23 protein-coding genes and 2 pseudogenes are annotated in these 20,646 nt (G+C 49.3%); 7 read left to right on the forward strand and 18 right to left on the reverse strand.

Going from position 1 to position 20,646, the window contains the following annotated elements; genetic code table 11:
- Positions 1–14: 14 nt before the first annotated feature.
- Positions 15–251: a glutaredoxin gene (locus tag AC4MC0_RS11495; protein ID WP_005006251.1), complete on the reverse strand. Its 237-nt coding sequence runs from the start codon at positions 249–251 to the stop codon at positions 15–17.
- Positions 252–278: 27 nt separating this feature from the next.
- The gene (gene msrA, locus AC4MC0_RS11500) at positions 279–767 is read right to left on the reverse strand and encodes a peptide-methionine (S)-S-oxide reductase MsrA (RefSeq protein ID WP_005006250.1); all 489 of its coding nucleotides are present in this window, start codon (positions 765–767) and stop codon (positions 279–281) included.
- A 122-nt stretch (positions 768–889) separates the two neighbouring features.
- On the opposite strand from msrA, the gene AC4MC0_RS11505 reads away from it, so the two are divergent.
- The gene (locus AC4MC0_RS11505) at positions 890–1,825 is read left to right on the forward strand and encodes an AraC family transcriptional regulator (RefSeq protein ID WP_005006248.1); all 936 of its coding nucleotides are present in this window, start codon (positions 890–892) and stop codon (positions 1,823–1,825) included.
- A gap of 44 nt (positions 1,826–1,869) precedes the next feature.
- Here AC4MC0_RS11505 and AC4MC0_RS11510 read toward each other — a convergent pair whose 3' ends face one another.
- Positions 1,870–3,144: a hypothetical protein gene (locus AC4MC0_RS11510; protein ID WP_005006246.1), complete on the reverse strand. Its 1,275-nt coding sequence runs from the start codon at positions 3,142–3,144 to the stop codon at positions 1,870–1,872.
- A gap of 554 nt (positions 3,145–3,698) precedes the next feature.
- On the opposite strand from AC4MC0_RS11510, the gene AC4MC0_RS11515 reads away from it, so the two are divergent.
- From AC4MC0_RS11515 to AC4MC0_RS11525, 3 genes are all read left to right on the forward strand, one after another.
- Positions 3,699–3,860 carry a peptide-methionine (S)-S-oxide reductase gene (locus AC4MC0_RS11515; RefSeq protein WP_223213851.1) on the forward strand — a complete coding sequence of 54 codons (162 nt, stop codon included), beginning with the start codon at positions 3,699–3,701 and terminating at the stop codon, positions 3,858–3,860.
- A 58-nt stretch (positions 3,861–3,918) separates the two neighbouring features.
- A complete protein-coding gene (locus AC4MC0_RS11520; RefSeq protein ID WP_000088799.1) occupies positions 3,919–4,473 on the forward strand; it encodes a carboxymuconolactone decarboxylase family protein in 555 nt (184 codons plus the stop codon).
- A gap of 110 nt (positions 4,474–4,583) precedes the next feature.
- Positions 4,584–5,126 carry a YkgB family protein gene (locus AC4MC0_RS11525; protein WP_228711785.1) on the forward strand — a complete coding sequence of 181 codons (543 nt, stop codon included), beginning with the start codon at positions 4,584–4,586 and terminating at the stop codon, positions 5,124–5,126.
- A gap of 860 nt (positions 5,127–5,986) precedes the next feature.
- Here AC4MC0_RS11525 and fadA read toward each other — a convergent pair.
- A complete protein-coding gene (gene fadA, locus AC4MC0_RS11530; RefSeq protein ID WP_005006238.1) occupies positions 5,987–7,159 on the reverse strand; it encodes an acetyl-CoA C-acyltransferase FadA in 1,173 nt (390 codons plus the stop codon).
- Positions 7,160–7,171: 12 nt separating this feature from the next.
- Positions 7,172–9,325, reverse strand: a complete 2,154-nt coding sequence (gene fadB / locus AC4MC0_RS11535) for a fatty acid oxidation complex subunit alpha FadB (protein ID WP_491887078.1) — start codon at positions 9,323–9,325, stop codon at positions 7,172–7,174.
- Between the two features lie 479 nt (positions 9,326–9,804).
- Between fadB and AC4MC0_RS11540 the strand changes: the two genes are divergently transcribed.
- Positions 9,805–10,020, forward strand: a complete 216-nt coding sequence (locus AC4MC0_RS11540; RefSeq protein WP_005006236.1) for an aspartyl/asparaginyl beta-hydroxylase domain-containing protein — start codon at positions 9,805–9,807, stop codon at positions 10,018–10,020.
- Here AC4MC0_RS11540 and AC4MC0_RS11545 read toward each other — a convergent pair.
- From AC4MC0_RS11545 to AC4MC0_RS11555, 3 genes and pseudogenes are all read right to left on the reverse strand, one after another.
- The gene (locus tag AC4MC0_RS11545) at positions 9,985–10,686 is read right to left on the reverse strand and encodes an IS1 family transposase (protein WP_005005861.1); all 702 of its coding nucleotides are present in this window, start codon (positions 10,684–10,686) and stop codon (positions 9,985–9,987) included. The genes AC4MC0_RS11540 and AC4MC0_RS11545 overlap by 36 nt on opposite strands.
- Positions 10,686–10,964, reverse strand: a pseudogene (locus AC4MC0_RS11550) (transposase); the annotation flags it as partial. The pseudogene AC4MC0_RS11550 and the gene AC4MC0_RS11545, both read right to left, overlap by 1 nt.
- 66 nt (positions 10,965–11,030) lie before the next feature.
- A pseudogene (locus AC4MC0_RS11555) lies at positions 11,031–11,201 on the reverse strand (IS4-like element ISAba33 family transposase); the annotation flags it as partial.
- 97 nt (positions 11,202–11,298) lie between these two features.
- Between AC4MC0_RS11555 and sdhC the strand changes: the two are divergent.
- The gene (sdhC, locus tag AC4MC0_RS11560; RefSeq protein ID WP_005005993.1) at positions 11,299–11,673 is read left to right on the forward strand and encodes a succinate dehydrogenase, cytochrome b556 subunit; all 375 of its coding nucleotides are present in this window, start codon (positions 11,299–11,301) and stop codon (positions 11,671–11,673) included.
- Positions 11,674–12,969: 1,296 nt separating this feature from the next.
- Here the strand turns inward: sdhC and AC4MC0_RS11565 are convergent.
- The 4 genes from AC4MC0_RS11565 to AC4MC0_RS11580 all read right to left on the reverse strand — a co-directional run bounded on the left by AC4MC0_RS11565 (position 12,970) and on the right by AC4MC0_RS11580 (position 15,386).
- Entirely contained in the window at positions 12,970–13,251 is a 282-nt protein-coding gene (locus AC4MC0_RS11565; protein WP_003464986.1) for a DUF427 domain-containing protein, read from the reverse strand.
- Between the two features lie 67 nt (positions 13,252–13,318).
- Positions 13,319–13,591, reverse strand: coding sequence for a glutaredoxin 3 (gene grxC, locus AC4MC0_RS11570; protein WP_005005995.1), 273 nt, complete (start codon positions 13,589–13,591; stop codon positions 13,319–13,321).
- A 453-nt stretch (positions 13,592–14,044) separates the two neighbouring features.
- On the reverse strand, positions 14,045–14,791 hold the full coding sequence (locus AC4MC0_RS11575) for a ferredoxin reductase (protein ID WP_002118292.1): 747 nt from the start codon (positions 14,789–14,791) through the stop codon (positions 14,045–14,047).
- Complete coding sequence (locus AC4MC0_RS11580) at positions 14,784–15,386, reverse strand: sulfite oxidase-like oxidoreductase (protein WP_003464980.1); 603 nt, start codon at positions 15,384–15,386, stop codon at positions 14,784–14,786. The genes AC4MC0_RS11575 and AC4MC0_RS11580 overlap by 8 nt, the downstream gene beginning before the upstream one ends.
- Before the next feature lie 467 nt (positions 15,387–15,853).
- Here AC4MC0_RS11580 and AC4MC0_RS11585 point away from each other — a divergent pair, with 467 nt between their 5' ends.
- Positions 15,854–16,324 (forward strand): TlpA family protein disulfide reductase, encoded by a 471-nt coding sequence (locus tag AC4MC0_RS11585; protein ID WP_003464979.1) that lies wholly within the window; start codon positions 15,854–15,856, stop codon positions 16,322–16,324.
- A 325-nt stretch (positions 16,325–16,649) separates the two neighbouring features.
- On the opposite strand, the gene AC4MC0_RS11590 is transcribed toward AC4MC0_RS11585, so the two are convergent.
- From AC4MC0_RS11590 to AC4MC0_RS11615, 6 genes are all read right to left on the reverse strand, one after another.
- Entirely contained in the window at positions 16,650–16,943 is a 294-nt protein-coding gene (locus AC4MC0_RS11590; RefSeq protein WP_010591688.1) for a DUF1330 domain-containing protein, read from the reverse strand.
- 58 nt (positions 16,944–17,001) lie between these two features.
- A complete protein-coding gene (locus AC4MC0_RS11595; protein WP_005006001.1) occupies positions 17,002–17,433 on the reverse strand; it encodes a GlcG/HbpS family heme-binding protein in 432 nt (143 codons plus the stop codon).
- Positions 17,434–17,505: 72 nt separating this feature from the next.
- On the reverse strand, positions 17,506–18,519 hold the full coding sequence (locus AC4MC0_RS11600) for a zinc-binding alcohol dehydrogenase family protein (protein ID WP_002118279.1): 1,014 nt from the start codon (positions 18,517–18,519) through the stop codon (positions 17,506–17,508).
- 45 nt (positions 18,520–18,564) lie between these two features.
- Positions 18,565–18,873 (reverse strand): hypothetical protein, encoded by a 309-nt coding sequence (locus AC4MC0_RS11605; protein ID WP_005006003.1) that lies wholly within the window; start codon positions 18,871–18,873, stop codon positions 18,565–18,567.
- Between the two features lie 91 nt (positions 18,874–18,964).
- On the reverse strand, positions 18,965–19,933 hold the full coding sequence (locus tag AC4MC0_RS11610) for a magnesium and cobalt transport protein CorA (RefSeq protein ID WP_002118270.1): 969 nt from the start codon (positions 19,931–19,933) through the stop codon (positions 18,965–18,967).
- The gene (locus tag AC4MC0_RS11615; RefSeq protein ID WP_005006007.1) at positions 19,930–20,634 is read right to left on the reverse strand and encodes a glutathione S-transferase N-terminal domain-containing protein; all 705 of its coding nucleotides are present in this window, start codon (positions 20,632–20,634) and stop codon (positions 19,930–19,932) included. Before AC4MC0_RS11615 ends, AC4MC0_RS11610 begins: the two co-directional genes overlap by 4 nt.
- Positions 20,635–20,646: the final 12 nt, after the last annotated feature.

Consider the following 20,646-nt stretch of genomic DNA (forward strand, 5'->3'; position numbering starts at 1 on the left):
TTAGGGCTTGCTCTTTAGCCATCAATCCACGAGAAGAAGTCTGTAGCACTGCCAATGAATTCTCCATCCACAAAAACTTGCGGAACAGTTTGAAGATTTGTTCTTTCCTTCAACTCCAAGTAAGTCTTCGGATCGTCGTCTACGCGAATTTGTTTGAAATCAACCTTTTCAGAAGTTAGGTAATTCTTTACGCGTGCGCAAAATGGACAATGGTCTTTCGTATAGATGACAACATTCTTAAGTGTTTTCATAATTTCCTCTTTCATTTGGTTTATGGTTTAGTCTCTTTCAAAATGGCAAGAGTATCCGTTGGGATTCCTTTGCAAATAGTTTTGATGATATGCCTCAGCGTCGTAGAATTCTTTTTCCAAGGCGACGGTCGTAACTACTTCATTCTCGAAGCGACCGATCTCATTGACCTCCTCAATCACGTTTTCGATAATCGCTTTCTGGGCATCGTCACGATAGAACGCAGCAGAGCGATACGAAGATCCAACATCATTCCCTTGGCGATTCTTCGTAGTTGGATCATGGATCTTGAAAAAGTAATGTAGAATCTCTTCGAGAGATATTTCGTCTGGGTCGTATTCCACGCGAACAGCTTCGGCGTGACCCGTTTTCCCTGTTTTAATATCGGCGTAGGTAGGATCATCAAAATCTCCGCCAGAGTAGCCCACCTTTGTTGACGTCACGCCGTCCAGATTCCTAAGGAGGTCTTCAAGACCCCAAAAACACCCTCCGGCAACGATCACATAATTTAGTTTCATAAAGCCTCCTTGGTTTTTATCTATTTACTGATTAAACTGACTTTACAGCATGTATAATAGATATAACATGCCCAGTAGTTCGTATAATGTGACTTATTAGACAGTTTGCGTAGGAGCTAAGTATGGATGTTCTCAGTGAGATTTTAGATAAGGTAGAGCTTACTAGTAGCTACTGGTATAGAACATCATTTGCAGGAGACTGGGGCATCAGTCTCCCGCAGGAAGAGAATCTAGCGAGATTTCACATCGTGACCCATGGCGAGTTTTGGTACGAGGTGCCAAAACTTAAACTTAAGGCTTTGGCGGAGCAAGGCGATATTTTGATTTTATTCAAAGGGATGGAGCACACCATGACCAGTGCACCAAAAATCAAGGCCGAGCCCGCGGTCGAATTTAGATCCAAGGCCAACCTCACTGAAACTCAAGTTCTGGAATATGGTGATCAGAGCAAGCTCAAAGCAAACGTCGTTTGCGGACATTTTTGTTTTGATGGCGGACCCGATCATCCATTCTTAAATTCGCTGCCAAACGTCGTGCATATCAAGAGTACTGAGAACTCCCACTCGCCTTGGCTTACCATGCTTTTAAGTATTATAGAGCAGGAAGCAAAATCAGGGCTTCCTGGAAGCAACACGCTAGTCAGGAAGCTGACCGAAATTATCTTCGTGCAAGCGTTAAGAATTCACATGTACAAATCCAACAAAAATGTAGGATTTTTCAAATTGATCGAAAATCCGCAACTCAGCAAATCCTTGGAAGCTATCCATCATAGTCTCGATAAAAAATGGGGTCTTGACGATCTCGCTGAGATTGCTGGAATGTCGCGTACGAACTACAGCGTTAAGTTTAAGAAACTGTCTGGCATGACACCTCTTGATTATTTAACCTATTGTCGGCTTGAAAAAGCGAAGCAGCTGCTTAAAGAAACCGGTAAATCTGTTCCTGAAGTGAGTGAAGCCATTGGGTATCCGGCACATGAACACTTTCAAAAATTATTTAAGAAAAAAATTGGCGTAACTCCTAGTGCTTATAGAAAGGAAAATTCTAAAATGGCGTAAAAATGATAATCTAAGACACAACTTCGACTTTCATCGCTGAGAGTTTATAAATCGTCTCCCACCACCGGTATCCATAAGCAGATAAACCGAGTTCTTGAAGCATTCCTGCTTTCAATGTCGTCGACGTGATCACGATTCGAGTTCAGATAACTACTCTGTTGATGAATACTCTCAGTTAATTGCTGCTCACCAGATTCCAACACAGCACCAGCGAGCTCGGCACATACGGAAGCAAAACCATAAAGCGCTTGATTATCACGGGTAAAATGCAGTGGCATCGTCTGGCCTTTTACATGGAGGGACCATTCCAAAACTCTATGTTTACCTTTTATTCGGCTACTGACAAATACCGTTTTACTGGTGCCGCTGGCGCCAATGACTAAAAAGCTGGTGATAGCCAGCCCTATCAGCGACCATAACTCAGGTCTCCCACTGAGTAACAGTGGGTTAGGCAAATGACTCCTCAAAACGAGTTCAGTACCAAGCGTCAACGCTGTTTTATAGACTGCTTGTTCTAATAATGGCGTTGCATCAACCAGTGACGCTTCAGCCTCACAGCTATAAGGTTCAGCGACAGCTGTAGCTCTCAACCATTCTGTTTCATGGGCAATTGCCAACAAATTTGACCAAATTCGAACCAGTGCCGCGATATGAATGGAGTTTTCATGAGCTAAGACAGTTTGATTAAGCTGTAGCTCAAGCTCCTGATGCCAATATTGGTACTGGCTAGTCAACAGTACAAATAACTCGGATTGAAGTAACTTATTAGTCGCTACCGGTTTTATCCTATTGGATATCTCATTGAAAAGTTGGATAAATTTTAAGTCTGCTTGTTGCTCACGCTTGAGCTGCTCTTGTTGTTGCTGCAGCAATTGCAAATCATATTCAATAGCCTGCTTAAAGAGTGTGAGTAAGGAACAGTGTTGTGATGCCCGGTCTGCGCTTGCCCGGTCCAACATACACAAAGTACCGAAAGTTTCTCCGCTAGGCCAAAGCAAAGGCAGCCCGTAGTAATAACTAAAGCCTGCGGCAAATGTCGGGTTATTGTTCTCGTATCGGGTACCGATTGCATTTTCAACTAGCAATGGCTGGTGACTGGCAATGACTTGGGAACAATAACTGTTTAGTGCCAATGGAATAGGTTCATCGCAATAAAAAGCTGGTTTCGACACACTGCCAACTGCCTGAACACAAATTTCGTTTTTATCTAATCGATTAATCAGCACGCAAGGCACTTCCGCGACTTGAGCCATCATGTTTACAATGCCCTGCCAGCGCTCTAACAGCAGTGCGATTTCTATGCTCAAATCTATTGCCACTTGTTCCCTCAATATTTAAATAGCCCCTTTTACTTTATTCAATCCTGTTGATCTCAAAGTATCAAGCAGGAAACGAAGTAATTGGTGTCAATCAGAACATCAGAAGCCTTGGTGCGTTAAGCAGTGCACATAGGCGCGAAGTAAAGTGCTCAAGTCTGATTGTGGCAAGAAATTGTTACTTTGTCAGGGGATAGTCAACAAAGTACTACCGTGCGAATTGCTGGGCTGATGTTTAAGATAAATCTGCCACCAAAAGTTGAATCTGAGTAACGCAATTGAACATTTAAAAATGTAAAGCATTGAAATTTATATGGACATAGACAATCTAATTTGCCCTATATTTGCAGACATTCATTTTTTTCGTGAACCCTTAATTTCACAACTCTTTAAATCTGATATCCAAAGTCTGCATCCATACATACCCCCTACGTAAACTGTCTAATAAGTCACATTATACGAACTACTGAACATGTTATACCTGTTTTACACGCTGTAAAGTCAGGTACATCAGTAAATAGATAAAAACCAACGAGGCTTTATGAAACATAAATTATGTGATCGTTGCTGGAGGGTGTTTTTGGAGTCTCGAAGACCTCCTTAGAAATCAGGACGGCGTAACGTCAACGAAGATGTGTAGTGGCACTGAAATGGCGACTGCGCAAGACGTGAAGATGAGCTGTCTGATAGCAACGGATTATCAAGCAGAACCTTCTTAAATACAATTTATTCCACGCCAATACAGCGTGCTGTCTTTCAAATCACTAGGAGAAATTTATGTCACGTTTGAACACCCCTACCACAATCGACGCCGCGCCTACTGCTACCCATACCTCACTCAAGGCTGTGGAAAAACAACTGGGCCGCGTTCCTAACATGTTCCGCGTCGTTGCCAACAGCCCTGCTGCGCTGACTGGCTACCTGCAATTGAGCGCAGCATCAGCACAGGGCGGCTTGGGTACAGCGACTCTTGAGCGTATTGCCCTAGCCGTCGCTGAGATCAACGGCTGCGATTATTGCCTTGCTGCCCATTCCTTCCTAGGCCGTAAGGTGGCCAAGCTTGATGATGCTGAACTCACTGCCAACCGCAGCGGTGCATCAAATGACCCTAAGGCCGACGCAGCCGTGCGTTTTGCTGCCGCCGTAGTCCGCCAGCGCGGGCAAGTCAGCAATGACCAGGTCCAAGCGGTGCTGAACGCTGGCTACAGTGATGCACATGTAGTGGATATTCTGTTGGCTGTTGCCCTGAACACTTTCACTAACTACGTTAACGAAGTGACACAGACCGAGGTCGACTTCCCGGCCGTTCAACCACTAGGCATTGATGTCTAATCCATTGGTGCTCAACTACAGCAATTACCTAAGTTAGGTTCGACTCGAGTAAACATATAGTTTTTCTCAAGAGTCATATCATTTTAGTGGGCTACATAGAGTGAGTCCACATGGCTAAAAATAATTGGAGATATAAGATGACTATTCCCGAAATTGAAAATGGTGTCCAGACTACCAATACCCTTAGTAATAATCTCGGTGCAAAAATCACTAAGTTTGGTATAGGTGGCATCTACGTTGCCATGACGATAATATATTTGTGGTTTGGTGGCATGAAATTCACTAGCTACGAAGCAAACGGTATACATGGTTTTGTTAGTAATAGCCCTCTGCTTTCGTGGATGTATAGCTTCCTCAGCATTCAAGGATTCTCAAATTTTCTGGGTGTGCTTGAAATTTCAGTTGGCCTGTTAATCGCTGCACGAGTTTTCTCCCCTAAGCTCGCAATCTTGGGCGGTGTACTTTCAACCGGACTCTTTTTTACGACATTGTCGTTCATGCTGACTACACCCGGTGTTTTTGAGGCATCTCTTGGGTTTCCTGCGATCTCTGTGGTTCCTGGCCAGTTTTTGCTAAAAGATTTAGGCTTGTTTGTCGTGTCTATATTTATCGTAGGTACATCACTTACAGCACTGGAGCACAAAACCAAATAAGCCGAACCCGAAACAACTATTAAGTTAGAGGGTTCCTAAACACATTAGAAACCCTTTATTTTTATCATTTAAAACACCTTTTATAAGTGCTTCAAGTACGTGCCTTACTAAATAATATCACTTCATTGGTCTTAAAAAGGCAAAATACAGTATTCAAAAACTGTAGTGGTCAACTATTTTTGGCCACATCGATATAGTCTGAAAAACGGTGCGTTCTTGAAACCCGAAATGAATAATGCACTCATTTTTTACTTTATGGCAATGCGTTGATATCTCGAAATTTTCGAGAGTCTCAGTTCCGTGATTGTCAGAAATGTCCGCTTTCAGTGAAAAGCGCCGATTTTGTCGAATCTCAGTGAATTTCAGCTTTTGGCACAAAGCCGAGATCCGACGAAGTGGTACTTTCCGTGAAAGTTGTGGTGCGATTAATTTGCAACACGTGGTAAGGAGCGGTTGCAATGTGGTGGTAAATTAAGTGCAATTAATCAAGAAGGTGAATCAATGAGTGAACAACTGAACTGTCAAAGCCGCATGGATGCGGCGACAACTCTGTACTTGCCGCAAATAACTATCCCCGTCCTGCTAAACCAATGACGTAACTCCTATCTCTCCCGACTTGTTGGAACAAGTCGCACTCACAAGGTGCAATTAAACACTGAACAAAAATTCATGGATGAATGGTTACCGCCGAAGGACTCGGCGCAAATAAAAAACGTACATACCATTATACACAGTATGTACGTTTGAAATTAAAGCCGCTGACGTTATATGTAAAGCCCTGTCACTCACTCACACGCGAATAGACACTGTTTTTACTATATACTCCAACAAGGGGGATTTTTATTTTATCTTAGTGTTAATTAAACACGTTCGATAATCGTCGCGATACCTTGACCTAAACCGATACACATAGTCGCAAGACCAATTTGCGTATCTTGTTGTTCCATTACGTTCAACAACGTGGTTGTAATACGTGCACCAGAACAACCCAATGGGTGACCCAATGCAATCGCGCCACCATTCAAGTTAATGATGTCTTGCTTGTCATAAACGCCTAGACCTTTCATGGCTGATAAGCCTTGAGCAGCAAATGCTTCGTTTAACTCGATGGTTTGGATATCCGCCATGCTTAAGCCAGCACGTTTAAGCGCTTTTTGAGTTGCAGGTACAGGACCATAACCCATGATTGCAGCGTCACAGCCTGCAACCGCCATAGAGCGAATCACAGCACGTGGTTTTAAACCAAGTGATTGAGCGCGTTCAGCAGACATCAACAACATTGCAGAAGCACCGTCAGACAGCGCAGAAGACGTTGCCGCAGTGACTGTACCGCCTTTCGGGTCAAATACAGGACGTAAACCTTTGAATGCTTCAAGGTTTGCATCTGGACGAATCACTTCATCGATGTCGCATAGGATTTTGAAGCCATTGGCATCATGACCTTCAACACCTATGACTTCGTTTTTGAAACGACCTTCTTGCGTTGCAGCCCAAGCGCGGCGGTGAGATTCAACACCGAACGCATCTTGTTCTTCACGCGTAATGCCGTTCATACGACCTAACATTTCAGCCGTTAAGCCCATCATGTTAGACGCTTTTGCATAGTGCTTAGACGCTTCTGGGTTGAGGTCGATGCCGTGCATCATGCCTACGTGACCCATGTGCTCTACACCACCGATGATGAAGATATCACCTTGGTTGGTTGCAATCTGTGCAGCAGCGGTGTGAAGCGCTTGCATAGATGAACCACAAAGACGGTTAACCGTTTGACCTGCCACAGTTTTTGGAAGGTCAGCCAATAAACCAATGTTACGGCCAATGTTCATACCTTGTTCTAGAGTCTGGTTTACACAGCCCCAGATCAGGTCTTCAACTTCATTGGTATCAAACTGGTTACGAGCAACTAAAGCACGAACCAATTCAGCCGATAAGCTGTCAGCACGTACATTGCGGAACATACCGTTTTTGGTTTTACCCATTGCTGAACGTACGCCATCAACGATGACAACGTCACGTGGATTTAAAGTAGCCATTCACGTTGCTCCTTAACCGTAGAATTTTTTGTTGTTAGCAGCCATGTCACGCAACATTTGTGGCGCTTCATAAGCCTTACCTAAGTGTGCGTATTTGTCGCAAAGTGCAACGTATTCAGCAACACCTGTTTGGTCGATGTAACGGCATGGACCACCACGGAATGGAGGGAAACCTACACCCATAATCATCGCCATATCTGCTTCAGAAGCAGTCGCGACGATGTTGTCTTCTAGGCAACGAACAGTTTCGTTACAGAAAGCAAGCATCATACGGTCAATGATTTCTTGAGCATCAAACTCGAGTTTTTCCGCAGTTGCCACAGTAGCAACAAGCTCATACGCAGTTGGATCAACCACTTTGGCTTTTTTGCCTTTACGGTCAAGTTCGTATTTGTAGAAACCAACGTCGTTCTTTTGACCCAAACGTTTGTTTTCGTACATGATTTCGATTGAACCTTTGAAGTCTGGCTTCATACGGTCAGGGAAACCTTCAGCCATGACTTCTGCACCGTGAACGCCCGTGTCGATACCAACAACGTCGATTAGGTAAGCAGGACCCATAGGCCAGCCGAATTTTTCCATCACTTTGTCGACTTGTTGGAAGTCAGCACCGTCTTTCAATAGAAGGTCAAATGCACCGAAGTAAGGGAACAATACGCGGTTTACTAAGAAACCTGGGCAGTCGTTGACAACGATTGGGGTTTTACCCATTTTCTGAGCAAGAACCACAGTGGTCGCAATCGCTTCAGCCGAAGTCTTCTCACCACGGATCACTTCTACCAATGGCATCATGTGTACTGGGTTAAAGAAGTGCATACCGACAAAGTTTTCAGGACGTTGTAGGTTTTCAGCCAAACGTGTGATTGAAATGGTCGAAGTATTTGAAGCAATGATCGTGTTGTCACGAACGTTCTTCTCAGTTTCAGCAAGTACAATGCCTTTTACTTTTGGATTTTCAGTTACCGCTTCAATCACGATGTCCACTTCTTTAAACTCGTCATAGCTTAAAGTTGGACGGATGCGCGCAAGCGTTTCACCCATTTGAGCAGGTTTCATCTTCTTACGTTCAACTTGTTTGGTCAGTAAGCCATTGGCTTCTTTCATACCCAAAGCAAGTTGCGGGTTACCAATGTCTTTCATGATGATTGGTGTGCCTTTGCTTGCCGCTTGGTAAGCAATACCGCCACCCATGATACCCGCGCCTAATACAGCCGCTTGGTTTACAGGGTGCGCACCTTTTTCATATTTCTTCGCAGTTTTCTTCACCACTTGGTCATTGATGAATAAACCAATCAATGCACCTGCTTGTGGTGTAATCGCTGCTTTTGCAAAACCAGCCGCTTCAGCTTGAAGTGCTTCATTACGTGGAAGGCTTGCACCGGCTTGTAATGAGTCAAGAAGAAGTTTAGGCGCAGGGTATTGAGCAGGATTTGCTTTTGCAAGTACCGCACCTTTCGCCGAGTTGAACGCCATCATTTGTTCGATTGGGTTCAATTTAACAGGGTCAAGTTTTTCCTGACGTTTTGCTTTCCAGTCTACACGGCCAGCAAGGGCTTGTTTAACCAAGTCAATCGCAGCGTCTTGTAGTTTGTCTGCAGCAACAACCGCATCAACCGCACCGTCTTTCAGTGCAGCAGCTGGTTTTTTAGGATTAGCCATGGCCATCCATTCAACTGCATTGTCGATACCAATTAGACGGCTTAAACGAACCGTACCACCGAAACCAGGGAAGATGCCCAGTTTAATTTCAGGAAGACCGACTTGAGCCGCGTCTGACATCACACGATAGTCACACACGAGACACATTTCAAAGCCACCGCCCAATGCCATACCATTGATCGCAGCAACTTTAGGAATCTCTAAATCTTCAAACGCGTTGAAGATGTCGTGAACAGGCAATGCCCAATCCACAATCGCTTGTTCGCCTTGAGCGAAGTTTGCACCAAATTCAGTAATATCTGCGCCAACGATAAATGTAGATTTAGCCGAAGTAACGATTAAGCCTTTGATGTCACCGTTTGCTTTAACAGCGTCAATTGCAGCTTTGAAATCTTCAATCGTTGCACGGTTAAATTTGTTGACCGACTCACCTTGTAAGTCAAAGCGGAATTCTGCAATTCCGTCCGAAAGCATTTGGACGGTAATGGCATTGCCAGCGTGGATCATGCCTGATCTCCTTTATTTTGGAGGACTTCTAAGTTGATGTTGTGAAGCGAGTACGTCATTCCTACGTACATCTATGCTCCGCCAATCTTACGATAACTATATCGAAAAAGAACATAACAAGTTGTATCAAGCCGTGACGCAAGGGTCATCTATTTTTATTCAATTATTTCGTGTGCTTGCGTGATGTATTTTTGAATGATGCGGCCTAAATAGAGTGAAGTTTTTGTTTCATTTAAGATTTTTTATGGATGAGTGATCAAAAAACGATTAGACCGCGCCCTTATGTTTCAAGTCAACCTTTGCGCCGATTTTGGCAATTTAGTCAATGCTGCACTTGCAGGTAAACCCAAACAGAATGAAAACTTGTGATGAAAAGCTGGAAATAGGACGTACTTTGCAGCCTATGTTACAATTCGCAGTCTAGACCGAATACCGGTCTTTTTCTTTTATTTCGTTTTCTTTGGTTTCCAGGTTTTCATATGATTAAGTGGATCATTCTGGCGATTTTTATTCTTTCTGCACTTTACATTCAGCAACGTGGGAAGGTTCGTCACTCGTTTTATCGTCAATTTTTCGATCACTCAACGATTCTTGCGCCGATAAACTACCTCATGTACATGTTTTCAAAGGTGGGTGGTGTTTTAAAAAGTATGCTGACATTAAATGAAGCCATTATTGATGTAAAAGAAGGTTAAGTCGAAGGCTTTAAAATGGTTTTCAAGCTTTTTGGAGAAATTGCAACTTCTTCTAAAACCACGCCTTATTCGATGCCTTATTTTGCAATTATTACCTTCAATTCCTACAGTAAACAACTTACCAATACTTTGCTTGCAGTTTTTAAAAGCAGTGATGAAACTGTCCCAATGATCACTTGCAATTCGGGTGTAGTGAATACCTAATTGTTTAAGCTTTGTCTTCAACCTTTGGACTGTAGCTAAATCTCTCTTACCCCAAACATAAGCAACAATCTCACCTGTTTCTCGATGGTAGGCGTAAATAAGCCATTGTTTATTATTTTTATTTCCAACAAAAGTCCAGAATTCATCTACTTCGAGAGATTCATAATGACTTTGTTTAGGCTGAATTTGATAGGCCGATTCAGTTAAAGTCCGTAAGACTTTACCGATACTAATGCGCTCAACTTCAGCGATATCTCGTATACCGCTGCCTCTGACCATTAACTGTAATATTTTACGAGTAATGCCAGAATTACATCCTAGATAGCTCAGAGCATGGTCACCAATAAACTGACGTTTGCAGTCTTTGCATTGGTAGTTTTGTTTCCCATCTACTTTGATGCCATTTTTCTTTATACTGTCACTGAGGCAGGTTGGACATTTGATTTCTAGAGTTATTTGCATTTCTCTATTTTATCAAAATTCAACCTGCTTTTTTTTAGCATACTTTTTGATACACCACCGAGTTTTTTATTTTCTTCGAGTAGAGCGTTTAGATCAGGTGAATACTGTTTTGTACCTGCTAAAGTTCCAGCCTTTGCTTTGGTATTCCAATTTGAAAGAGTTTGCATTGAAATGCTAAGTTGTCTAGCTGTTTCCGAGACATTGCCTTGATTGGCTTCAATTAATTTGATGGCTTCAGCTTTAAATTCTGTGGTGTAAGTCTTGTGTTTCTTGCTCATGGTAAACTCCTGATGAGTGTGTTTAGTTTACCAAGTTAAAACCTCCTGTTTTTTCAGCACACATCAGCGCTGCATACGTCGATAAAATGATTGTGGTAAGCACTTGATGGGCAAGGCTTTAGATGCAGAAGAAAGATTACATGTTTGCTTTAAAATAATCACAAGCATGATGAGCGCAAAGCACTTTAAATGTGACTTGTTCCATTTTAGAGATTTGTTTAAGATAAGATATAGAATATCTCCATTATTGTCGCCGCCAGCCTTAGTTACAGCTGCTATGATGAATGAGATCGAAAACTGAAATCCCCCACTAGAATTGTTGACTGGAGTCAAAATGAATAAAAAGCGGCCGGTTAATCTTGATATTCGAACCATTCAGCTTCCTCTCACGGCGCTTACATCGATTCTGCACCGGATTTCAGGAATTATGCTCTTTATTTTTCTGGGACTGATACTGTATATGCTGAGCAAATCGTTGGAGTCAGAAAAGGGTTTTAATGAAGTCAAGGAGATTTTTTCTTCACCTTTCGGCAAAGTTAGTTTCTGGTTGGTATACTCTTCATTTATTTATCATCTCGTAGCCGGAATTCGACACCTAGTTATGGATGTGGGTGTTGGTCATACTTTGAAAGGCAGCAATCGCGCCTCTACTATTGTTTTAGTAGTGTCGGGTGTTTTAATGGTTGCTGGCGCCGTATGGATTTGGTAGCTGTGGAGTCGTAATGCGTATTTACAAGGACTAAAAGCGTCCTTTAAAGCTAACTTACGAAAGTATTTATAATCGACGGTTCACGCTTAAACGGTTGAATCCTTTCGGGCTTCCGAATAGCTGTTAGCTGAAAGCTATCATGAGCTAAGTTTTCTGTGCATCATCAAATGTGTTAATGGGAGCGCCATAGTACTAGGTACAAATATGGCTCTAGGACAATGTTAGATGTTTTGGATTTTGAGGCGGATCGCTCTTATCGAAGATCGTCTAATTCGCTCTGAAGCGCAGGTTTTTTGAAACTATCACCTGGTTGGCACACTGTGCGAATCAACATCAGATATGAGAAAGCCAATCAGGTGAACACTACCCTCGAGGGCTCATCTGTCCAGTTAAAGCCTCGAGTCTTTCTGGGTGCGCAAAAGACAAGAAGGTTATATGGGAAAATTATGAGGCCTGGATACCATGCGTCATGGGCGTGCCGATGCTGTGAGTGACAGAGCGAGAAGCAAGTGAAAGTCCCTGAAGTAGGGGCGGGATGCGCCCGAGTGGCATTTTTTGTCTTAAGGTAGATCGCGTAGCTGTTCTTCAGAATAATCTTCAGAGCGTTGACGACAGCCATCGCTGTGCATTCCTCAAGAATAGAATGTGTCGGAAGGGTGGCGTCATTGGTGTTAGTCATCGCTTAGGATTTCTCAATCTGGCTTACACGGGCGCCTGTACCGATATCCCCGCGGATGGCGACGTATCGATGTTGAATTCCTCGCCAGACGAAGTGCAATGAGCTGCGGCTATAGGCTTGCGCAGCCTTAGATAGCCGGCCGTCGCAGGCGCGCCGGTTGGCCGGGATCTTCTTCTGCCCGTCAGGTGTCCGGTCGGAACTCCAGCACGAACGCTACGACCTTTTCGGCGGACATTTCGCACGGCTTCAACAATGTCCTATCTGATGTAACGCGGAAGAGGTTGAAGCTGACAATGTCAGTCCCGTCCAACTCCCTGGCGAACAGACTGTTGCGACGTCCGTCCCCAGATCGCCGGACGATCAAGCTGAAACGCCGGCCTTCATAAGTCCCTTCTCTGTATCCCTCCGCAAGCTTCGCGAAAGCGGCATCGAACTCGGAATGCTCCATGTCATCCATCCTTATTGATAGAACAGAGGCGCGGCGGGTGCGAGACCGCCAGTGCCGGGTCGCGCAAAGGTGCCGGGCAGATTCCTGCAGCCGACGAGGCCCGGGGTGGGCAGGATAATTGAGATGTCGGCGCCCGCATGGCTATCAGCGAAGTCGTCCGTCCAGTCTGCTAGGCAACGTCCACGCCTTTCCAGAAAGCGATGTAATCCCGGATACCCTCGGCATCCGGAGTGGGGGCGGGATAGGTCCAAGCGGCGTTCACGTTGAGCGCGTCACCCGCGCGAACATGAAAGAAGCGCGCGGCGCCTTTGATCGGACAGACAGATGTGTGCGGGCTCATCTCAAGCAGGCTCAGGTCGACTCCTGACGGTGGGAAGTAGTGATTTCCCTCGACGATGACTGTTTCGTCGCTTGTGGCGATAGTAGTGTCTTTCCAGATGGCTGAGACCAACGGACTCTCCTTTTGTATTCATCAACCGGCGAAGGCTCGCGGGCTGGCTGCCCCAAGCCGCACCTCCTCAGGTGGCAGGCGGGTTGCGCCCGAGAAGTTTGTCGAGCTCGCCTCTGACATCGAGCGCGAATAGCTCATCGGAGCCACCGATAAGGGTGCCATTGATGAAGATCTGCGGCACGGAGCTTCGCCCCGACGCTTCCGCCATGGCCTGCCGGTGAGCCGGATCCGCCTCAATATCGAGCTCCTTCCATCGCACGCCCTTTTCCTTGAGGAGCGCCTTCGCTCGGCGGCAGAACGGGCACCAATTCGTGGTGTACAGCAATACATCAGTTGTCATATTGCATCTCCGGCAGTTGCACGCGGATCGCTGTCATGGCGTTGATCTCCAATTCGCGGCGTTCAAAGATGGCGACTGCACCTTGGCCGACATCGGAGCAGATGCTGACGATTGGCCGCTATCCAGGCGACATGGCCCAAAGTGCTTTCACCGCCAGGCAGAGGCCGCACGCGCCTCCTGTAGCGCCGAGCCGATGCTCTAAGGTAACCGAGCCTCGATTGGGACGGAAGCGGTCCCGCTCGAATCGCCCATCATGCTGGTCGAGCATATCAGGACGACGGATAGTGCAGGAACTTTCAAATTGAGCTTGATGTCGAGCCAGGTATCGCGAGCGAAGGCGTTCTAGAGGCCGGGGGGTACGAAGACTGTGTTCGGCAAAACGGTTCACGTTGATCGCCAAAGCTTCCCAGGGCGCACGTCTACGATCGGCGCGACGTGAGATAGCTCGCGCCGCTAGCCCCCGTAGCGCTCCGTCTTGATGATGGAGGCGTCCAAGCCCGCCAGCAGCGCGCTATCGGTTGCGATGTTGACGAATCCGTTAGACCCGCAGACGAACACTTGCGTCGGCTTTCCCTGAAGCCTGGTTAGAATTTCTTGGACCATCATGCCGTCGATCCGTCGCGCAAAGTCCGATGCGCGAACCGGTTTCTCGCGCGTAATCGCGAGCGCCAGGACGAACGCCGGATCGCTGATTTCGATGCAATGAAGTTCTTCTGAGAAGAGAACGTCCTCGGCGGTTCGTGCGGACAGGAGCAACGCTGTCGGAACGGCTTGGGCCAATGCGCGGCGCTGCCGGATCATTGCCATCAACGGCACGAGGCCGGAGCCTCCCCCGATCAACAGAACCGGATCTATGGCAGGCTCAGGCCAAAGGAAATGGCCACCGAGCGGACCGCGAACTTCGATTTCGTCACCAATCGCCGCGATGTCGTGAAAAAACGGCGAAACTTCGGCATCCGGCATGCGCTCGATAGCTATCTCGACGATCGGGGTCGAAACTGCCGATGACGCGATCGAGTAGCTGCGCATTGCACTGTAGCCGTCGGGCGCGGTCAGCCGGATATCGACGTGCTGACCTGCGGTGTGCGCGAACGGCTTGCTCAACCGAAGGAAGAAGCTCTTGATACTCGGTGTTTGCTGGATGATGTCGTCGATCACGCATGATTGCCACGAACGGACTTGCGCTTCGTTTTCAGTCATGGGTGTATCGTTGTTCGCGCCACGGATCGCCGTAGATGTGATAGCCGTGCAGCTCCCAAAAGCCGGCCTCGTCACGCGTCGTGAATTGCAGCGCATTCACCCATTTGGCGGATTTCCAGAAGTAAAGGTGCGGCACTAGAAGACGCGCCGGCCCCCCATGATCGCGGGAAAGTGGCTTGCCCGCATAACTGAGGGCGACCATCGCTTTCCCGGAAAGCAGATCCGTCAGAGGGACGTTTGTCGAATAATTATCGTAGCAGTGCGCCAAGACGAAATCGGTAGGCCGATCAAGCTCTGCATCTGCAAGGATGTCTTCAATGAGTACACCCTCCCAAACGGTATCCAGTTTGGACCAAGAGGTGACGCAGTGAATATCCTTTGTCACCTGGGTCTTTGGTAGAGTGTTGAATTCGCCCCAATTCCACGTTTTGACGGGCTTCGGACCAATTTTGACTGTGAATTTCCAGTCGGAGGGCTCTACCCTCGGCGTAGGGCCGGCCGACAGAACAGGGAAATCCTCCACCAGATGCTGACCTGGCGGAATCCGATCGGACTGGTCGCCTGAACCGCGACCGGTGAAACCTCTGGTGACCATAGTGACCCCTCTTGCTCGATACGGCAGACCGAAGCCGGCCTTCATTTCAGTACTCTGCGTAAAGCATTTGCCCGCACATCCGCCGAATAAGCCAATCGACTAAAAATCAGATACAGATGCTCTATCATCGTAAAAAATCGCGTATCGAACATAGCGTCAGGCCAGCATGATTCCCAATACCCAATGGCTATAGGGTAGATAACCCCAAGGCTGCGTACGCTGATCTGCGGTATGCGGAGCGGAAGTTGCAGGTTCGCTCTCAAACGGATGGGCAGCGTGCAAAGCTCAAGGCTCACCAGCGCATGGTTGCCCAGTTCGCGCTCGCCGGCAGCTTGAGTATATTAAGGACGAAATGTCGATCTGATCTATTCTGGCTTCAGGAAATAGGGAAAATAAGGTCGGACGTTCGCGCACCGTCGCGACGCGCGATCATCCACTAAGCTTCTGTATCGGGGTTGGAGGATCAGATGAACGAGATCGAACGACAAGCGCCTGAGCTGCGGGTGCAAAAATGGATTGGCAAAGATGGGGAAAGTATCGCGCCGTTCAAACTGTCAGATATCGGGCCCGGCCCGAAAATCTTGTTTGCCTTCCAGCATTGGTGCCAAGGTTGCCATTTGCATGGGTTTCCGACGCTACAAAAGTTGCATGCAGCGTTGAGCTCAAAAGACGTGGGGTTCGCAGTGATCCAGACCGTCTTCGAAGGAACGCATGAGAATACCTTCGAGAAGTTGCGCGTGAACCAGCTCAAGTATGAGCTTCCTATCGTTTTCGGTCACGACGAGCAACCGACCGGCTCGCCGTTTCCAACCTTCATGGAAGACTACCGCACACGAGGAACTCCGTGGTTTACGGTTATCGACGCTGGCGGTAGCATTGTTTTCTCGGACTTCCATCTCGACGCGGAGCGACTAGTGAAGCAACTTGAGCAAGGTTAATCGTTGGAAGGTGGGCAATCATCCTGATTGCCACCCATCCCCTGATGCCCACTACAGGCGTTGCGCGCTGTAACTCTGTTGATCAGCGTGCGAAAACCCGGATCCGGATAGGAGGAGCGTCAACGATTGAATCAATCCGTTGGGAGAGGGCGGCTCCGCTCCGTCAGCTCGGCAATAGATAACCCATTCTCGCCGAGCAACTCTCTGATCCGATCGACGATATGAGCCCCTAGCGTCGCTGTCTTGGTCCCCCCCACAGATTCCCAAGATGCGAGTTCACACGCCGATACCTCGTGGTCAGCGCCGAAGTGCTTCTGTCGGTATGTCACCGCCGCCCTTCAATGATAAAGGCGCGGTAACGGGAACCGGCAAAGCGTTGAGCAGCGATGGTTTGGTAGGCGGGACTGTCATACCAGTCGCGAGCGGCCTGCATCGTCGGGAAACGCAAGATTACGGCCCCTTCGATGGGCGGCCCCTCCAAATGCTGGATCGCGCCATAAGCGGCGAGAAAGGTAACGTCGTGACCATCGAACGATGGTCCGACGCCTGCAGAATAGGTTGCGAGTGCATGTGGGTCGCTGGTTTCTTCCCGCGTAAAGACGACGAACGCTTCCATCATTAGGCCTCTCAAAGGTTGGATCTGTTGGCCATTACCACCGGTGATGGCCTCACAGTCGTCAGGCTGGCAACTGGAACCCGATTTTCATGAGTGCCTCGACGCACGCATCCTGATCCTGCTGATAGTTGCCTCCGGAGATGCCTATGCCGCCGATCAACTTCCCATCCTCCAGAATCGGATAACCGCCGCCGACAGCGACCATCCGAGGGCGATAGGCTAGCGGCGCCACTTTTGGATCGTTGGTCACATAGTCGTTCCAGACATGGGTCGGGAACCCAAACGAGGCGGAACTCCAGGCCTTGTCGATGGCAACATCGACGGTAAGGAACGGCGCATCGTCGGTGCGCTCGAACGCGCGCAGGTTACCGGTGGCGTCGACGACGGCGACGGCAGCCGGGATGCCGATGGCACGGGCCGCAGCGAGCGCCGCGTCGATGAGGGCGACTGCGGTTTCGCGGTTGATCGAGGCGGTGGCAATAGATTTGGTCATGGGATTCTCATCGCTGGGGCATAACCCGTTCGGCTTTTTGAGGTTGGACAAGATGTTTGGCGATCGCGGTCGTTAGAAGCCTTCGAGGACGATCTTGCCTTTAGCCGCGCCACTTTCGATCAGTGCATGCACCGTCTTCAGATTGGCGGCATTGATCGGCGACAGTCGCCGGGTCAGCGTCGTGCGGATTTTGCCGTCGTCAACCAGCGCTGCCATCGCATCCAGAATCTCGCCCTGCTCATTCATGTCGGGCGTGCCGTAGATCGACCGCGTGAACATCAGCTCGTGGTGGATCGACACCGCCTTGCGCTTGAAAACCATGATATCGAATGCCTTGGGATCGTCGATCAGTCCGAACCGTCCTTGTGGGGCGATCAGTTCGGCGATGTCGGCGACATGTTGCTCGGTATGTGTGGTCGAAAAGACGAAAGCGGGAGCACCGATGCCGAGTTCGGCGATCTGTGGCGCGAGCGGACGAGAATGGTCGATGACGTGGTGAGCTCCAAGCCCTCTTACCCACTCTTGGGTTTCCGGTCGAGAGGCTGTGGCGATGACGGTGAGGTCCGTGCGCTGTCGCGCGATCTGGACGGCGATCGACCCAACCCCGCCCGCGCCACCGATGATGAGGATCGCCTCCGCCGCACCGGGTACGGGCTTCGCCACGTCCAGGCGGTCGAACATCGCCTCCCAGGCCGTCAACGTCGTCAGCGGCAGCGCCGCCGCTTCCGCCCAGGAGAGCGACGCAGGTTTGTGACCGACAATCCGGGCGTCGACGAGATGGAACTCCGCATTGGTACCGGGCCGTGTGATCGATCCGGCATAATAGACCTCGTCGCCTAACTCGAACTGCGTGACGTCGGGGCCGACCTCGCGCACAATCCCGGCGGCATCCCATCCCAGCACCTTCCAATCGCCATCTGCCGGCGGCGTGCTGTTGCGGACCTTGTAGTCGACCGGGTTGACCGAGACGGCCTTCACCTCAACCAGGATATCGTATCCTGCAGCGACAGGCCGAGGCAGATTGATGTCGACCAGCGCGGCATCCGCGGCGATGGGTCCCGGAACCTTGTAACCAATGGCTTTCATAAATGTCTCCAGCTTGCTTGATCGGATGACGCGAATGCTCGTTAGTCAACTTCTTCTACATTGAGGTCCCGACTCTTGAACTGGGTCGCGGTAGCAGATTTCATCGAACACGTCGATCAACAGGCCTTTATGCTCTGTCGCCGGATCGGTGATCGCGTAGATGTTGGAGGCATCTTCGCCGTCGTCCCCGCTCTCGAGGCGCAACGCCGCATCGACGCGAATGCTGCATGCATCGAGGGTTGACCCTAGTTCGAGATCGACGAGATTGCCGTCCTTGACGCGGTATTCGCGGTCATAGCCGTTGGCGATGAATGACTGGACTGCTTCTAGAACGTCGGTCACCTGGGAGGTCATGGAAGCACCTTCATCTTGAACTGGATTGGACACGCTCGCGCACAAAGCGCGCTGTGACTCGGCGGACGGAGAAGCTCGCGAAGTGCGTTACTCATAGCCACTTGGCCTTCTTGAAGCGCATGAACAGGAGAAGGCAGAACACCGCTATCACTCCGAGCACGACGAAGTAGCCATATGGCGTGTCCAGTTCCGGCATGTGCTTGAAGTTCATGCCATATATTCCGGCGATCGCCGTCGGGACCGTCAAGATCGCCGCCCAGGCCGCGAGCTGGCGAGTGACCACACCGATCCTTTGCGCTTCCAGAAGGCTGCTGGCCTCGAAGACCGTGGACAGGACAAGCAGGAGGCCGTCGACCATGGACTGCACGCGGTGGACATGGTCCGCGACGTCGTGGAAATATGGTGTCATTTCGGCGCTGATGCAGGGAAAGTGGCCGCGAACGAGCTTTCGCACCAGCTCGGCCATAGCCCCGAGCGTGCGCTGGAACCGCGTGAGTTCGGACCTTAGTTCGAAGATTCGCGCCACCTCTTCTGGCCCGAGGAAATCGTGCAGCGACCGTCGCTCCATCGCCAGGACGTCGTCCTCGATCATTTCGAAGATGGGCAGATACTGGTCGACCACTCGGTGCAAGATCGCGTGCAGCACATAGTCGACACCCTTGCCGAACTGTGTCGGCGATGCCTCGAGTTGCTCCCGAAGTTTGCCCAGCGCTCCGGCATTGCCGTGCCGCACGGTGATAAGGTGATTGTGACCGGTGAAGATCGCCATCTTGCCGTAGCTGATCCGGTCGCCGACCAGCTCGGCGGTCTGGGCGACGACGTACAACTCATCGTTGTAGACCTCGAGCTTGGGCGGGCACAGCGGGTGCATGGCGTTGTCGATCGCCAAAGGATGGAGGTTATACGTCGTCTGGATCGCGCTGAGTTCGTCTGCGGTGGGCTCGCTAAGCGCGATCCAGCAGAAGCCCGAGCGATTCTCGTTTAGTTCGACGTGCTCATCGAGCCTGATTTCACGGACTCGCTTACCTTCGTTGTAATAATATGCGGCGATAATGGTCATGCAGGCCTCGCAGGAATTCGCAGGCCACGCTGTACAGCCGGTCGCGCCAGCCCGCGTTCGAGCCATGCCTGCACGTTCGAATAGCTGCTTAGGCCGAGGATGTCGCCCGCTGCGTAGAATTCGACCAGCGCATTCACCCAGCCAAACGTCGCAATGTCCGCGATCGAGTAATCATCGACAATCCATTCGCGGCCCTCCAGCCGGTGATCCAGGACCCCGAGAAGACGCCTGGATTCATCAACAAAGCGCTGCCGAGGTCGCTTGTCCTCATAGTCCTTGCCGGCAAATCGCAGGAAAAAGCCTAGCTGTCCGAACATCGGCCCGATGGCCGACATCTGAAAGAACACCCACGCTAGGGTCTCGTAACGCTGGCCTGGTTCGGTGGAGATGAACTGACCCGTCTTGTCGGCCAGATAGAGGAGGATCGCACCGGATTCCCATAAGGCGATGGGTCTACCGTCAGGGCCAGCCGGATCGATGATCGCCGGTATGCGTCCGTTCGGGTTCAGCGACACGAACGCCGGATCCTTCGACTCGTTGTTCGAGATGTCGATCAGGTGGGGCTCGTACGCCAGGCCAGTCTCCTCAAGCATGATCGAGACCTTGACGCCATTGGGCGTAGGGGCTGCGTAGAGTTGCAGGCGATCGGGATGAGATGCCGGCCAGCGCTGCGTGATCGGAAAGGACGAGAGGTCTGGCATAAATCTGCGATC

Source organism: Acinetobacter sp. CAU_H_S139_7 (assembly GCF_058599305.1).